The organism is Nocardioides acrostichi (genome assembly GCF_015319165.1).
GTDB classification, from domain to species: Bacteria; Actinomycetota; Actinomycetes; order Propionibacteriales; family Nocardioidaceae; genus Nocardioides; species Nocardioides acrostichi.
The window spans coordinates 209,659-223,594 of record NZ_JADIVZ010000001.1 but is presented as its reverse complement, the minus strand read 5'-3'; the positions used below and the strand labels follow the sequence as shown (position 1 = coordinate 223,594).

Annotated in this window: 13 protein-coding genes; 6 read left to right on the top strand and 7 right to left on the bottom strand. The window is 72.7% G+C overall.

Features of this window, described 5'->3' with window-relative positions; all coding sequences use genetic code 11:
• The first annotated feature begins 418 nt into the window (after window positions 1-418).
• Together ISG29_RS21460 and ISG29_RS01055 are read left to right on the top strand one after the other, a co-directional pair.
• The gene (locus ISG29_RS21460) at window positions 419-1,111 is read left to right on the top strand and encodes a helix-turn-helix transcriptional regulator (RefSeq protein WP_194501518.1); all 693 of its coding nucleotides are present in this window, start codon (window positions 419-421) and stop codon (window positions 1,109-1,111) included.
• A gap of 91 nt (window positions 1,112-1,202) precedes the next feature.
• Window positions 1,203-2,030 carry a MerR family DNA-binding transcriptional regulator gene (locus ISG29_RS01055; protein ID WP_194501517.1) on the top strand — a complete coding sequence of 276 codons (828 nt, stop codon included), beginning with the start codon at window positions 1,203-1,205 and terminating at the stop codon, window positions 2,028-2,030.
• A 213-nt stretch (window positions 2,031-2,243) separates the two neighbouring features.
• Here the strand turns inward: ISG29_RS01055 and ISG29_RS01050 are convergent, their stop codons facing one another.
• Window positions 2,244-2,954, bottom strand: coding sequence for a hypothetical protein (locus ISG29_RS01050; RefSeq protein WP_194501516.1), 711 nt, complete (start codon window positions 2,952-2,954; stop codon window positions 2,244-2,246).
• 74 nt (window positions 2,955-3,028) lie between these two features.
• Complete coding sequence (locus ISG29_RS01045; RefSeq protein ID WP_194501515.1) at window positions 3,029-3,334, bottom strand: hypothetical protein; 306 nt, start codon at window positions 3,332-3,334, stop codon at window positions 3,029-3,031.
• 139 nt (window positions 3,335-3,473) lie between these two features.
• Here ISG29_RS01045 and ISG29_RS01040 point away from each other — a divergent pair, with 139 nt between their 5' ends.
• Window positions 3,474-4,151 (top strand): response regulator transcription factor, encoded by a 678-nt coding sequence (locus ISG29_RS01040; protein WP_194501514.1) that lies wholly within the window; start codon window positions 3,474-3,476, stop codon window positions 4,149-4,151.
• The gene (locus tag ISG29_RS01035; RefSeq protein ID WP_194501513.1) at window positions 4,148-5,620 is read left to right on the top strand and encodes a sensor histidine kinase; all 1,473 of its coding nucleotides are present in this window, start codon (window positions 4,148-4,150) and stop codon (window positions 5,618-5,620) included. The genes ISG29_RS01040 and ISG29_RS01035 overlap by 4 nt, the downstream gene beginning before the upstream one ends.
• On the opposite strand, the gene ISG29_RS01030 is transcribed toward ISG29_RS01035, so the two are convergent.
• Together ISG29_RS01030 and glmU are read right to left on the bottom strand one after the other, a co-directional pair.
• Entirely contained in the window at window positions 5,611-6,591 is a 981-nt protein-coding gene (locus tag ISG29_RS01030; protein WP_194501512.1) for a ribose-phosphate diphosphokinase, read from the bottom strand. The genes ISG29_RS01035 and ISG29_RS01030 overlap by 10 nt on opposite strands.
• 189 nt (window positions 6,592-6,780) lie before the next feature.
• Window positions 6,781-8,208 carry a bifunctional UDP-N-acetylglucosamine diphosphorylase/glucosamine-1-phosphate N-acetyltransferase GlmU gene (gene glmU, locus ISG29_RS01025; RefSeq protein ID WP_328827439.1) on the bottom strand — a complete coding sequence of 476 codons (1,428 nt, stop codon included), beginning with the start codon at window positions 8,206-8,208 and terminating at the stop codon, window positions 6,781-6,783.
• Window positions 8,209-8,253: 45 nt separating this feature from the next.
• Here glmU and ISG29_RS01020 point away from each other — a divergent pair, with 45 nt between their 5' ends.
• Window positions 8,254-9,309 (top strand): hypothetical protein, encoded by a 1,056-nt coding sequence (locus tag ISG29_RS01020; protein ID WP_194501511.1) that lies wholly within the window; start codon window positions 8,254-8,256, stop codon window positions 9,307-9,309.
• On the opposite strand, the gene ISG29_RS21455 is transcribed toward ISG29_RS01020, so the two are convergent.
• Entirely contained in the window at window positions 9,234-10,013 is a 780-nt protein-coding gene (locus ISG29_RS21455; RefSeq protein WP_194501510.1) for an EthD domain-containing protein, read from the bottom strand. The two genes, ISG29_RS01020 and ISG29_RS21455, sit on opposite strands and share 76 nt — an antisense overlap.
• A 64-nt stretch (window positions 10,014-10,077) precedes the next feature.
• Between ISG29_RS21455 and ISG29_RS01010 the strand changes: the two genes are divergently transcribed.
• Window positions 10,078-11,658 carry a class I SAM-dependent methyltransferase gene (locus ISG29_RS01010; protein WP_194501509.1) on the top strand — a complete coding sequence of 527 codons (1,581 nt, stop codon included), beginning with the start codon at window positions 10,078-10,080 and terminating at the stop codon, window positions 11,656-11,658.
• Window positions 11,659-11,729: 71 nt separating this feature from the next.
• On the opposite strand, the gene ISG29_RS01005 is transcribed toward ISG29_RS01010, so the two are convergent.
• Both ISG29_RS01005 and ISG29_RS01000 read right to left on the bottom strand, forming a co-directional pair.
• Window positions 11,730-12,521 (bottom strand): E3 ubiquitin ligase family protein, encoded by a 792-nt coding sequence (locus ISG29_RS01005; protein ID WP_194501508.1) that lies wholly within the window; start codon window positions 12,519-12,521, stop codon window positions 11,730-11,732.
• A 417-nt stretch (window positions 12,522-12,938) separates the two neighbouring features.
• On the bottom strand, window positions 12,939-13,898 hold the full coding sequence (locus ISG29_RS01000) for a YihY/virulence factor BrkB family protein (protein ID WP_194501507.1): 960 nt from the start codon (window positions 13,896-13,898) through the stop codon (window positions 12,939-12,941).
• Window positions 13,899-13,936: the final 38 nt, after the last annotated feature.

Genomic DNA, 13,936 nt, shown 5'->3' with positions numbered 1-13,936 from the left:
TGATTTCCTTCGGTTCGCTTCTTCTGCCCCGATCGGGGTCGAGCGGTTCGTGGGCGGGGGTGGTGACCCGTCGGCGCGGTACCGACCGCTCGGCGGTGAGGCGAGATCGGCCAGGGCCATCGGCCGGGGTCACGTCGCCGACGGTGCCCGTCGGGCATGCCCGAGGACGTCATACCTAGGGGTGTCCCGGACCTCTGGGAGGTCAAATCGTTCCAAGGGACTACGCAGCGCTCCGGGCCAGGGCGGGCCGTGATCGCGGGACGTGCCGGCTCCTTGGATCGCCGGCCCGATCGCTGTCCTCGAGGCCCGGCTGGGTGGTGCTGACCATGGAACCCTCGGTAAACCTGGAGATTGGGTGTAGCTTTGACTCCTGATGCTGCATACAAGCTGTAGAAGCGACGACGAACAGGGTGCCGGGGTGTACCAGCGCGCCGAGGCATCGCTGCCGGTGCGGGTGGCAGTCGTCAACGACTTCGAGCTGGTGGTGGCCGGCGTCGCCGGCATCCTGGCAGCGCATCCCGACCGGGTCTCGGTCGTGCAGTGCGGCGGGCTCCCCGTCGAGGAGGTCGACGTCGTGCTCTTCGACGCCTACGCCCAGCGCGGTGACGCGTGGACACGACTGGCAGACGTCGTCGACACCCTCAGCTACGACGTCGTGGTCTACAGCTTCTCGGACTCCGGCATGGACGCCGCCGCGGCCCTCGCCGCAGGGGCCAGCGGCTGGGTGGCCAAGCAGGCGACGGGCGACCGGTTGGCCGACGCCATCCTGCGCGTGGCCGCCGGAGAGACCGTGGTGCTGCGGGCGTGGGACGACGACGCCCGGGTCGGCGAGCCCTTCCCCGGAGCTGCCGCGGGGCTGACCGCACGGGAGTCCGAGGTGCTCGCCCTCACGGTGCGCGGGCTACGCAACCAGGAGGTCGCCGACGCCGCGTTCATCAGCCTCTACACGGTCAAGAGTCACCTGCGCAACGTGTACTCCAAGGTCGGCGCTCGCAACCGGGGCGAGGCCATCCTCTGGGCGTTGCGGCACGGTTTCGGCCCGACGGGCTCGGAGGGGGCCGACGCTCGCGCCACGATCGAGCACGGCCTCCCGATGGACGACCCGGCCTGAGCGTCGTGCCTCACGACGACGAGGGTGAGACGGGTTCGCCCTATCCTGGCGCCATGACGAGGCCGGTCCACGACGTCCCGACCCGGAGTCGGTGACCGCGGTGCAGGCCCTGAGCATCGGCGAACTCTCCGCTCGCACCGGAGTGGGCATCTCGACGCTGCGCGCGTGGGAGCGGGCCACCGGATTCCCCGCCGCCGCCCGGACGACCGGTGGTCAGCGGCGTTATCCGATCGTCACCGTCGAGCAGGTCGGCCGTGTGCAGACCGAGCGGCAGCGGGGGCTCAGCCTGGCCGATGCGGTCGCCGCCGTGCACGCCGCGGCCGAGGTGGGCGACGGCTCGCTCTACGCCGGCCTGCGCCGCGCCTTCCCCCAACTCGACGTGCTCCGGCTCGGCGTCCGCACCATGCTCTCGATGACCTGGTCGATCGAGGACGAGAGCATGGCCCACGCCAGTCGCCCCCTGCTCCTCGGCTGCTTCCAGACCTCTCGCAGCTTCGAGGTCGCCGGCAATCGGTGGCGCGAGCTGGGCCGGACCGGCCGCTACTCGGCCGTCTTCAGCGACTTCGAGCGCACCGACGCCGACAGCACACCGGCCCGGGTGGCCCTTCCCTCGGACTCCGCCCTGCTCAACGAGTGGGCGATCGTGGTGCTCGACCCCGAGATGAGCGCCGTCCTCTGCGCCTGGGAGCAGCCGCGTCGCCCCGGCGCGGACCGCGTCTTCGAGGCGGTGCTCACCCTCGAACCCGAGGCCGCCAGGCACGCCGCCCGCCTGCTGCTGCAGTCCACCGAGGGCGCCCTGCCCGAACTCGAGCGGCAGCTCGGCGGACCTCTGGGCGCCTCGCAGGGCCAGGCCTCCCGCGCCACCTCGCTCCTGCACCGCTTCGCCTCCTACACCGACGCCGCCCACCGCGGCGCCTGATCCCCGCGAGGGTCGATCAGCGGGCGTGGTGCACGGGCAGTTCGCCGGATCCCGCGTTGCGGCACGCGGCTTGATCGCGCACCCCGGCTCGACGACCTCTCGACCGGTGTCATGGCCGAGAGGTCGTCCGGGGTCGCCGACCCCGTCGTGCGCTGTGGGCCCGGGCCTCCGGCGACGTGCGCCGGATCCCGGGTCACAGCTGGTTCGCCCGGCTCAGCTGCCCGAGGTCGCCGGCGCGCTCGGCGCCTGCTCACCGCCGGGCAGCGCCGGCGCGTCACCGGCCGCGGGCGGGGCGGGCGCGTCACCGGCCGTGGGCGGAGTCGGTGCCTCGCCGTCGGCAGGCGGCTCGGGCGCGTCACCCGCAGCGGGCGGGGTCGGCGCGTCGCCATCCAGAGCAGGCGGTGCGGGTAGCTCTCCCCCGGCCGCCGGCGGCGCCGGCGGGGTGCCGCAGCCCGGCGCGGCTGCGCCGCGGTCGGCGGGGCCGGCGTCGTCGCCCGTGACGTCCTGCCCGGTCGACGCGGACCCCTCCGAGCCCCCGGAGGTGTCGGCGTCGGCGCCTGCCGACGCCTGGCTGTCGGCGTCGGCCGAGGGCGTCGTCCCCGAGCCGCCTCCCTGGCGCAGCGCACCGCTCGAGGCGGTCGAGAGGTCGACCTGGTCGCTGCCCTGGTGACCCAGCGCGACGACGCCGAGGCCGAGCAGTGAGGCGGTGAGCACGCCGGCTCCGATGCCCGCCACGGCGCGACGTGAGCCCCGCGCGGCGGCCGGTTCGGGCAGGTGCTCGGTCTGGGGATCCTGACCGGCGCCCGGAGACCACGCGGCGATGGGCTGGGTGTCGTGCGAGCGCCAGGACGGCTCTCCAGCACCGGATCCGTCGCCGGAGTCCTGGGGGCCGGAGTTGCCGTAGGGGTTGTAGGGGTTGGTCATGGTCGTGTCCTCTTCTCGTGTGCGTACGGACGCAGTGGGATGGTCGGTGTGAGGCCGTGGCGGCGGGAGGCTGCTCAGCCCCAGCTGCCGAGGTCGCGGGCTGCCTGATGCGGGAACGGGGCGACGGCGACCAGACGGCTCTCGCGCACCTGGTGCACGACGTCGACGGGGCCCCAGGTGGCGAGGCCCCAGCAGACGAGCCAGGCCACCACCAGCGTCACCGCCCCCGAGGCGACGGCCGCCAGCAGTCCGGCCCGTCGGCGCAAGGCGCCGAGCACCGAGAACAGCACCAGCAGTGCCACCACCAGGTCGACCAGACCGAGCCCGCCCACGGGCAGTCTCTCCGGAACTGTCTGGGGCAGTGTCGTTGCCTCGAGCACGTCGTCCTCCTCGGTTCCGTCGGCCCGGTCGGGTCCGACGTCCTCAGAGAACGGGGGCTACCTGAAGCCCACCTCAAGAACCGGCCGGCGACGACTGTTCTTCAGGTCTCCTTCAGGGGCGGCACCGGATACTCGGGGCATGACCGGTTCGGCCCGCCTCCTGCTCGTCGAGGACGACGAGGTGCTGCGCACCAGCCTCGCGGCCTCCCTGCGCGCGGCAGGCTTCGTCGTCAGCGCCCTCGCGCACGGCTCGGAACTCGAGCAGCACCTGGGCACGCAGCGTCCCGACCTGGTGCTGCTGGACTGGATGCTGCCCGGGCGCGACGGCCCCGAGTTGGCGCAGGTGGTGCGTCGACGCAGCGGGGCCGCGGTGGTGATGCTGACGGCACGCGAGGGGGTGGCCGACCGGATCCGCGCCTTCGACCTCGGCGCCGACGACTACGTGCCGAAGCCGTTCGCCACCGAGGAGCTGATCGCCCGCATCCGGGCGGTCCTGCGGCGGCTGGGCAGGCTGCCGACCGTGGTCGAGGTCGACGACCTGGTCGTCGACGAGGAGGCCGGGCTGGTGACCCGCGGCGGCCAGGAGATCGCGATGACCGCGACCGAGCTGCGCCTGCTCGGCTACCTGGCGCGACACCGCGACCGGGTGCTGAGCACGACGCAGATCCTGAGCCAGGTGTGGGGCTACGACGAGTACGCCGACAACCTCGTGCAGGTGCACGTGAGTGCACTGCGTCGCAAGATCGAGGCGCACGGTCCACGGCTGATCCACACCCGCCGCGGTCTCGGCTACGTGCTGCAGGCGCCGTCGTCATGAGCGACGACCCACCCACCGGCCTGCGCACCCCGTCGCTGCGGCGCCGCACGACGCTGGTCGTGCTCGCCCTGGTGGGCACCATGCTGGTGCTGCTGGTCGTGGGCACCGACCTGGTGCTCGGCAACCGGCTCGACACCCAGCTGCGTCAGCGCCTGGTCGACCGTGCCACGACGGCCCAGGCCCTCGTGGGCCAGGTCGACTCCGCCGACCTGGCGCGCCGGCTGGAGGGCGACGGCATCTCGGTGCGGCTGTCGACCTCCGACGGCGAGAGCTACGACCAGGGCCCGCTGGCCACCGACGAGCAGGGGGATCTCGCCGATTCGGCCTCCCTCGGGGACGCGCCCGGACCGGGCGCCGACGCGCCCGGACCGGGCGGGCCGCCCGGTCCGGGCCAAGTGGTCAGCCACGGAGATCTGCTCACGGTCGAGCGCACCCTCGACGACGGATCGCGCCTCACGCTGCTGGCCGACGCCTCGGAGGTCGACCGCACCATGGCCCAGGTGCGCCTGGCCCTGGTGATCGCCGCACTCCTGGTCCTCGCGGCCGCCGCCGTCGTCGCGCCGGTCGTGGTCGGTCGCAGCCTGCGGCCCCTCGACCAGATCACCACCGTCGCCCGGTCGATCACCGACGGCGACCGGCGACGACGGCTGCACCCCTCCCGCGGCGACACCGAGCTCGGCCGCACGGCGACCGCCTTCGACGAGATGCTCGACGCCATCACGGGCGCCGAGCAGCGGGCCACGGAGTCGGAGCAGCGTCTGCGCACGTTCCTCTCCGACGTCGCCCACGAGCTGCGCACGCCGGCAACGAGCGTGCAGGCCGCCGCGGAGCACCTCCTACGCGACGACCCCGACCGGCACGAGCGCGAGGCGACCACGCTGGCCCTCATCCGCGAGGCCCGCCGCGCCGGCCGCCTCGTCGACGACATGCTGCTCATGTCACGCATCGACACCGGCCTCACGCTCGACCTGCACGAGGTCGACGTAGCCGCGCTGGTCGACGGCGTCGTCACGGCCCGCGCCAGTCGTGGCGGTGCGACCACCACCGTCGACGACCGCGCACCTGCGGCACTGGCGGTGCACGCCGACGCCGACCGCGTCGCCCAGGTGCTGCACAACCTCCTCTCCAACGCCGAGCGCGCCGCCGGGCCCCGGGGAAGGGTGGTGTGCGAGATCTCCGCCCGAGGATCGTGGGCGCGGCTCGACGTCGTCGACTCCGGCCCCGGGGTCTCGCGGGCCAACGCCGAGTACGTCTTCGAGCGGCTGGTCCGCCTCGACGCGGCACGCGACGGCGCCTCTGGCGGCTCCGGTCTGGGTCTGGCCATCGCGCGGGGCATCGCTCGGGCGCACGGGGGCGACGTGCGCTGGGTGCAACCCGGAGCCGGAGAGGGTGCGCGCTTCCGGCTCACCCTGCCGCTCGCCGGGCGGGTGGGAGCTGATGCGGGGTCGGACCCGCCCGATCAGGCCTGACCGTCGAACATCGACGTGACCGAGCCGTCCTCGAAGACCTCGCGGATGGCGCGAGCCACGAGCGGAGCGATCGAGAGCACCGTGAGCTTGTCGAACTCGCGCTCGGGGTCGATCGGCAAGGTGTTGGTGACGATGACCTCGACGGCCGAGCAGTTTTTCAGCCGGTCGACCGCGGGGTCGGAGAGGATCGCGTGCGTGGCCGCGATGGTGACGCCGGCCGCGCCGTCCGCCATGAGCGCTTCGGCCGCCTTCACGATCGTGCCGCCGGTGTCGATCATGTCGTCGGTGAGCACGCAGATCTTGCCCTCGACCTCACCCACGACCCGGTTGGCGACGGTCTCGTTGGGCCGGTCGGTGCGGCGAGTCTTGTGGATGAACGCCAGGGGGACGCCGCCGAGCTTGGCCGACCAGCGCTCGGCCACCTTGATCCGACCGGCGTCCGGCGACACGACGCACAGCGGCTGGCCGCCGTACTTCTGGAGCACGTAGTCGGTGAGGATCGGCAGCGCCATCAGGTGGTCGACGGGGCCGTCGAAGTAGCCCTGGATCTGGTCGGCGTGCAGGTCGACGCAGATCAGCCGGTCGGCGCCCGCGGTCTTGAACAGGTCAGCGACCAGGCGAGCCGAGATCGGCTCGCGGCCGCGGTGCTTCTTGTCCTGACGGGCGTAGCCGTAGAACGGCATCACCACCGTGATCCGCTTGGCCGAGGCCCGCTTGAGGGCATCGACCATGATCAGGTGCTCCATGATCCACTCGTTGATCGGAGCGGTGTGGCTCTGGATCACGAACGCGTCGCAGCCGCGCACCGACTCCTCGTAGCGCACGTAGATCTCGGAGTTCGCGAACTCGTAGGCCGACGTCGGCACGAGATCGGTGCCCAGGATCCCGGCGACCTCCTCGGCCAGCTCGGGGTGGGCCCGACCGCTGAAGACCATCAGGTTCTTCTCGGTGGTCTTCTTGTAACCGGTCACGACGGCGCCGCTCCTGAAGGATCGGAGGTGGATGGGCGCTACGGATTCTGCCCCTCCACGCCGCCAGGCCCAACCCCGGGGTCGAGGGCTGGGACGCGCACCACTCGATCGACCCCTCGAGCGACGATTCACGACCCCTCGAGCAACGATTCACGACCCCTCGGAGGTCAATTCGCGACCCCTCGCGGGTTACTCGGCGTCGCGTGCCGCGTCGGCCTGGGGGGTGCCGTCGCGCTTGGCCAGGGCCCAGCCCTCGATGATGCGCATCCGGCCCGCGCTCACGGCCAGTGCGCCGGGAGGCACCTGGCCGCGGACGACGGTGCCGCCGCCGGTCGAGGCGCCGTCACCGATGTCGACGGGCGCCACGAAGGTGTTGTTGGAGCCGGTCTTGGCGTGCCGGCCGACCCGACTGCGGTGCTTCGCGACGCCGTCGTAGTTGGCGAAGATCGTGCCCGCACCGATGTTGGCGCCCTCCCCGATCTCGGCGTCGCCCACGTAGGAGAGGTGCGGCACCTTGGCGCCGTCGGCGATCTGGGCGTTCTTGGTCTCGACGAACCCACCGATCTTGCCGCCCGCACCCAGCTGCGTGCCCGGGCGCAGGTACGAGAAGGGTCCGACCTGGGCGTCCGCCCCGATGACCGCGAGCTCGGCGTGCGTGCGCACCACCGTGGCCCCCGCTGCGACCTCGGTGTCCTTGAGGGTGCAGTCGGGGCCGATGAGAGCGTCCGAGGCCACCCGGGTCGCCCCCAGCAGTTGCACACCGGGCATCAGGGTGACGTCGCACGCCAGCTCGACGGTCGCGTCGATCCAGGTGTTGCGAGGGTCGACGATCGTGACCCCCTCGCGCATCCAGTGGTCGAGGATGCGGTCGTTGAGCAGCCGGGCCCGTTGCGCGAGCTGCACCCGGTCGTTGATGCCCTCGGTCTGGTCGACGTCGTCGAGCACGTGGGCACCGACCATCAGGCCGGCGTCGCGGGCCATGCCGAGCAGGTCGGTGAGGTAGTACTCGCCCTTGTGGTTGTCGTTGCCCAGGCGGGGCAGCGCGTCGAGCAGGAACCCGGCCTCGAACGCCATGATCCCCGAGTTGATCTCGCGGATGTCGGCCTCGTCGCCGAGGGTGTCCTTCTGCTCGCGGATGCCGAGTACCTCGCCGTCCTCGTCGCGCAGGATCCGGCCGTACCCGAACGGGTTCTCCACGACGCCCGAGAGCACGCTCACCGCCCGCTGCGCCGCCTCGTGCTCCGCGACGAAGTCACGCAGGCTCTCACCGGTGAGCAGCGGGGTGTCGCCGTAGGCCACGAGCACGGTGCCGCGCTCCACGCTGACGGCGCCCAGCCCGACGTGCACGGCGTGCCCCGTGCCGAGCTGCTGCTCCTGCACGGCGAGGACGGCGTGCGGAGCCACCGCGGTCACGTGCGCCGCGACCTGCTCGCGCTCGTGGCCCACGACCGTCACCACCTGTCGTGGCCCCGCCACCTCGACCGCGGCGAGCACGTGGCCGATGAGCGAACGCCCGCCGATCTCGTGCAGCACCTTGGGCCTGCGGGACTTCATGCGCGTTCCTGCGCCGGCGGCGAGGACCACCACGGTCAGGTCGTGCAGGACGGGCTCGGGCACGAAGCACTCCAGTCTGGTCGGGGTGACCCACTCTAGGGTGGCCCCGTGCCCGACGCCCCTGCCCCGTCCCTGCACCCCGTGGCCTCCCGGCTCCTCGACGCCCAGGTGTCCTGGCTGCTGGAGCAGCTGTCGGCCGAGAACCTAGCCGGGAACCTGGCCGGGGAGATCCCGAGCGAGGTCGACGCGCTCCTCGAGCTCGGCGAGCAGGTCACTTTCGGCTCCCTCGTGGACCCCGCGGCGGTGGTCGAGGCGGCCACCACGCTGTTCACCGCCGTGCCGGCCAGCGCGGGCGCCTCGACCGTGGTCGGGGTCGTGGCCGACGTGCTGCACGCCGGACCGGGCGAGCCCGTGACCCCCGCCGACCTGATCGACCGCGAGAACGTCGAGCGGATCGCCGACGAGCTGCACGCTGCCACGCCGCTGGTGGCTGCCGCGCTCGACGACCTGACGCGCAGCCCGCTCGTGGCGGGTCTGGCCTCGCGGTTCGTGACGCGTCTGGTCACCGACGTGCTGGCCGGCAACCAGGCGTTGGCGCGCAAGGTGCCAGGCGTCGGCGGCCTGATCTCGGGCTCGATGGCCGTAGGCACGAGTGCGGCCGGCAAGGTGCTCGGCGCCGGCAAGCAGCTCGACCAGCTGCTGGGCGACAACACCGCCAAGGGCGCCGCGTTCGCCATGAGGCGGCTGAACAAGATCATCGTCGACCTGCTCGCCGACCCCACCACCCGCGACGCGGTTCTCGAGGTCTTCGACCTCTACGCCGACCAGCCGCTGCCGCCCCTCTCGCAGCACGCCTCACCCGATGACGTCCGCCGCGTCGCCGACCTGGTGCACGACATCGTCATCGCGGCCGCCCCGACGCCGGCCATGCACGACCTCGTCTCGGCCCTGGTCGACGGCGTGCTGGAGCAGTGGCACGACACCCCGGTCACGCAGGTGCTGGCCGAGCTCGACCTCGACCGCGACACCCTCGCCGGCCTGGCGCTCGCCGTGGTGCCGCCCGCCCTCGCTGCGGCCCAGCAGAACGGTCACCTCGAGGATCTGCTGCGCTCCCGGCTCGAGCCGTTCTTCACCTCACCCGAGGTGGCGAGCCTGCTCGCCTGACGGACGGCCTCGGGCGCACTTTCGTCAAGAGCGTGGCACGAGCGACTGGTCGGCACCAGGTCGAGCCCCGTGTCGGCCCCGAACCGGGCGACGCTCGCCATCATCTGCTGCATCCGCTCGGCGAGATCCTGCGGCGTCCCGTCGGTGCCGTAGAAGGCGTGCATGTCGGTCACGGCCGCCATCGAGAACAGCTCCTCGACGATCGCCGCGACCGGCTCGACGCCGTCCGGCAGCGCCGTGACGGCCCGTTGCACGACGTTCTGCACGTAGCCGAACGTGCCCTGGGTGGCGATGGCCACCGGCGTGTGGTCGACCAGCCAGCGGTGCCGGTACTCCTCCACCGAGAGTTCCTGGGGGCGGCGCAGCATCGCGACGTTCGCCAGCGCGTCGGCGCGCGAGCCGTCCCACACCTCGGGCGGCTCGAGGGGTCGTCGCTCCTCGACCTCCCACCCGCACACGACCCTCGCCGCGCGGGCGACGACCGGCGTCACCGCGTCGGCGGCGACGTCCCACAGGGACACGAAGCCGCCGACAGCCGTCGCGCCGGCGTCGAGCCGCAGAGCGCCGGCGACCGGCCCGTCGCAGACGTTCACCTGCACCCGCCGAGCACCCGCTGCGGCGAGCTCGGCCCGCCACGCGGCGGAGTGCATCACCGAGGCGTCGGGCGACCAGAGGGCGTAGACCAGCTTGGGCGTCGAGGGCACGCCGCATCGTGACCAGTGCGGCGGGGCATCGTCAACGGCATCGCCGGGAGGGCAGGATCGGGGCGTGCCAGCCTTCACCCACGTGCTGTTCCCCGGGCGCCACCACTGCGTGACGCGCTTCCAGGTCGACTACCTGCGTGCCCTGCTCGCGGGCGAGTGCCGCGACATCGACGGCGAGCCGCTCTCGGCGGCGGACGACGCGGGCGTGGTGTGGGCGATCACCTCGGCCTCCCACGCCCACACCCGCCGCAACCCGATCCCCGGCTCGCGCCGCCAGGGCCTGGTCGAGCGGGTCTGCGCCGTCGAGAGCCTGCCCGGCTGGGTCGTGGCGGTGCCCGACGTGCCGGCGCACCCGCGGTTCGCTGAGCTGGTGGTGACCAGCGCGGCGACCGAACTGGCGGCGTCGCTGGACCCGGCCACCACCATCGTGGCCTGCTCCACCCTTACCGTGGCCGCCGAGTACGCCGCGCTCGGCTACCGCATCGCCGCCGTCGAGGCGGACCCGGCCTGGCACGGGGAGGAGTCCAACGCCCGGCCCTGGGACGTCGTCGAGGCCTGCGCGCGCGGCGACCAGACGTGGCGCGAGCTCGCCCACCCCGAGACGGTGGCCTACTTCGACCGCTACCGCCTCGCCGACGACATCGCCGCGCTGTTCGCCGACCCGGTCGTCTCCGACGAGGGCGACCTGACCACGACCCGCGACTACCGCACCTACGCCACGAGCTTCGAGTCCGCCTCCGAGCGCAAGTGGGGCATCGTGGGCGGCCATCTGCGGCCCGGCCGCGTCGTCGACATCGGGTGCGCCACCGGCGGGCTGCTGGAGCAGGCCGCGCAGGATCCCGCCTTCTTCGAGTCCGACCTCTTCGGCATCGACGTCGCGCGCCCGCTGCTCGCCGAGGCCGAGCACCGCAAGGAGGCGGGCGTCTTCGCGAACCCGAACATCTGGTTCCTGCACGCCAACGTGCTGACCACCGAGGTCATGGCGCCGCGCAGCGTCGACTCGACCGTCACGGTCGCACTGACCCACGAGATCTGCTCCTACGGCGACGGCGTGGCCGACCTCGAGACGTTCGCGCGTCGCATCCACGCCCACACCCGTCCCGGCGGCGTCTGGGTCAACTCCGACGTGCTGGGGCCCGCCGACCCCGAGCGCGTCGTCCGGCTGCGGCTGCGCGCCGACGACGGCGAGAACCTCGACGCACCTCTCGACCTGGACGACGCCCGCGAGGCCACCGAACGCGTCGCCGCCCTCTCGACGCACGCCCGCCTGGTGCAGTTCGGCCACGACTTCCCGCGGCTCTCGGGTGCCGCCTTCGAGTCACGACTGCTCGACGTCGACCGCAGCTCGGCCACCTGGGAGCTGCCGCTGCGCTGGGCCATGGAGTTCATGACCCGCAAGGACTACACCGACAACTGGCTCTCGGAGTGCCACGAGCGGTTCTGCGACCTCACCTACGCCGGGTGGCGACGACTGCTCACCGACGCCGGCTTCGAGCTCGACGCCGCCTCCCAGCCGGTGCGCAACGACTGGCTGGTCGAGCACCGCTTCGACCCGGTCGCCGAGCTCACCGACCCCGACGGGCACCGGCTCGAGTGGCCCGAGACCCACGTGCTCACCGTGGCGCGGCGCCCCGTGGGGAGCTGAGCTGCACTGAGCTGCACTGAGCTGCACTGAGCTCCGCTGAGGTCCGCTGAGCGCCTCCGCGGGCCACCGACTCAGCCCAGCACGAAAGCCAGCACCAGTAACACGATCGAGCCCACCAGCCCGGCAGCTGCCAGACCGACCTGCTTGAGCCGCTCTCCTCGGTGGTGCTCGAGCAACTCGTCCTCGGATCGCGTGGAGATGAGCATCTTGTCCGGACCCTTGGGCCCTCGCACCTCCAGCTCGCCACGGTCGTCGAAGGCCTCGCCGGAGACGAAGACGCGGGTTCCGGGAGTCAGCACCCACTCCTCGTACTCGTAGCCGATGGTGCGGTCACCGCTCGTGGGCAACGTGAGCGAGAAGCGGCCTATCTCGACCGTGGTGCCACCGCCGCCGTCGGCCTGACGGAACTCGCTGGCCACCTTGCGGGGGTGGTCTACCCGCGCGGTGGGCACGAGCCGGATGTCGCCGGAGTCGTCGCGCAGCAGGAACGGCTGCTTGCTCGAGACGTCGGAGATGACGTCCTCCTTGCGCCGGGTGCGCCGGTCGCCGTCGCTGTTGCGGTAGGTCTCCTCGTAGTGGTGGGTGACCTTGTGCCGATACCAGAGGCACTCGGTGTCGGTGAACTCCGAGACCAGCGGCCCCTCCCGGCCCGGGACCGCAGCCCCGGTCAGCTCGACACGGTGCGCGAACACACCGGGGCCGGCCGCGGCGGCAGCCGCCTGGGCGAGGGCGTGCACGTCGGCGGCGGTGCTGGTCTCGGTGCCGACGAACCGGGCGACCTGGTCGGTGGAGCGCCGGCTCTCCCAGAACATGTAGGCAGCGAAGGCCAGGGCCACCGCTGAGCCGATGAGGTAGGGCGTCATGGCGCGCATCCTGCCCTGCGCCGAGACCGCCCAACCTCCTCACTTCGAAGGCGGCTCCCACCGCGCCATCGCGAGCGTGCGGACGACGCGTGCCGATCCTGACCTCGGGCACGACGAGCACGCGGTTGCGGCGACTGGAGGTGGCGGGTCTCGTCGAGCCGGCCGCGCCGGACGCCGACGACGGCCGCGTGCGCCGCACGGCACTGACTCCTGGGGGCTGGCCGCGTGGCACGCGGGAATTGCTTGCCGGACCGCGAAGGAGGCCGACCTGCTCGCGGTGCTCGACGCGGACGCCCGGCCAGGCTCGAGAACCTCCTCGCTCCCCCGCTCGGCCCCCTGCTCGCCCGGTTCGAGTCCGACCTGGGTGAGGCCTCGCGGCACGACCGGACCTGAGCCCAGCGCCCCAGGCCAGGCGCCTCACACCTGCTCGCGCCGCGGCCGGCCCGGATCCTGCATCGCCGGCTCCATCACCTCCGTGCGCATGGCCTCGAGCTGGGCGCAGACCGCCGTGCCGTAGAACAGCGCGATGCTCGACATCAGCGCCCACAGCAGCAGCGCCACGAACCCGCCGAGCGGGCCGTAGGTGTCGTCGAAGCTGGCACTGACGCGCACGTAGAGCGCCAGGCCTCCGGCCGCCGCCAGCGTCAGCAGGACGGCGATGCCCGAGCCGAGCGCCAGCCACGACAGCGCCGGCTGGCGGCGTCGTGGCGAGTGGTCGAGCAGCACGGCGATCGTGAGCACCAGCAGCAGGACGCCGACCGGCCAGCGGGTCAGATCCCACACCAGGTCGGCGCGCTCATCCCACCCGTACACCTCCTCCATGGCCCGACCGAAGGCACCGCCGGCGACGAGCAGGAAGAATCCGAGGCCGACCGGCACCGCGAGGATCGCGGTGAGCACCGCCGCTCGCCCGTACTTGTGCAGCGCGGGCCGGTCGCGGCGGATCCCGTAGATGCGGTTGGCGCCTCGCTCGACCTGCGCCATCGCCGTCGTCATCGAGACCAGGGCGAAGAGCAGGCCCATGGTGAGCGCCAGCTCTCCCGAGGACTCCGTGGCCTCCCGCACCGCGTCGGCGAGCGCGTCGCTGCCCCCGGGCGACACCGCGGTGATGGTCTGGGCCACGACCCGCGCGGGCCTCTCACGGTCGAGCCCGGCGGCCAGGCCGGTGGCCGCGACGAGGAACGGCACGACCGCCAGGCACGCTTGCAGCGCGAGAGCCCGGCTGTTGGTGAACCCGTCGCCGTACCGGAACCGCACGAACGCGTCCCACAGCACCCGGCGGACGCCGTAGCGTCGCACGAGGTGCCAGGCGTCGCCGGCCTCCAGTTCGTCGCCGTCCATCTCGACGGTGACCGGCACGGTGCGGGCGGTGGTCACCCGGTGACTCTAGTGGCGCGCATACGGGGTCCCACGAG

Bases quoted from the DNA above. Each gene is read 5' to 3' on its own strand.
- ISG29_RS01050 (WP_194501516.1), bottom strand. From the start codon at position 2,954: ATGACCAACCCCTACAACCCCTACGGCAACTCCGGCCCCCAGGACTCC.
- ISG29_RS01035 (WP_194501513.1), top strand. From the start codon at position 4,148: ATGAGCGACGACCCACCCACCGGCCTGCGCACCCCGTCGCTGCGGCGC.
- ISG29_RS01005 (WP_194501508.1), bottom strand. From the start codon at position 12,521: ATGACGCCCTACCTCATCGGCTCAGCGGTGGCCCTGGCCTTCGCTGCC.
- ISG29_RS01040 (WP_194501514.1), top strand. From the start codon at position 3,474: ATGACCGGTTCGGCCCGCCTCCTGCTCGTCGAGGACGACGAGGTGCTG.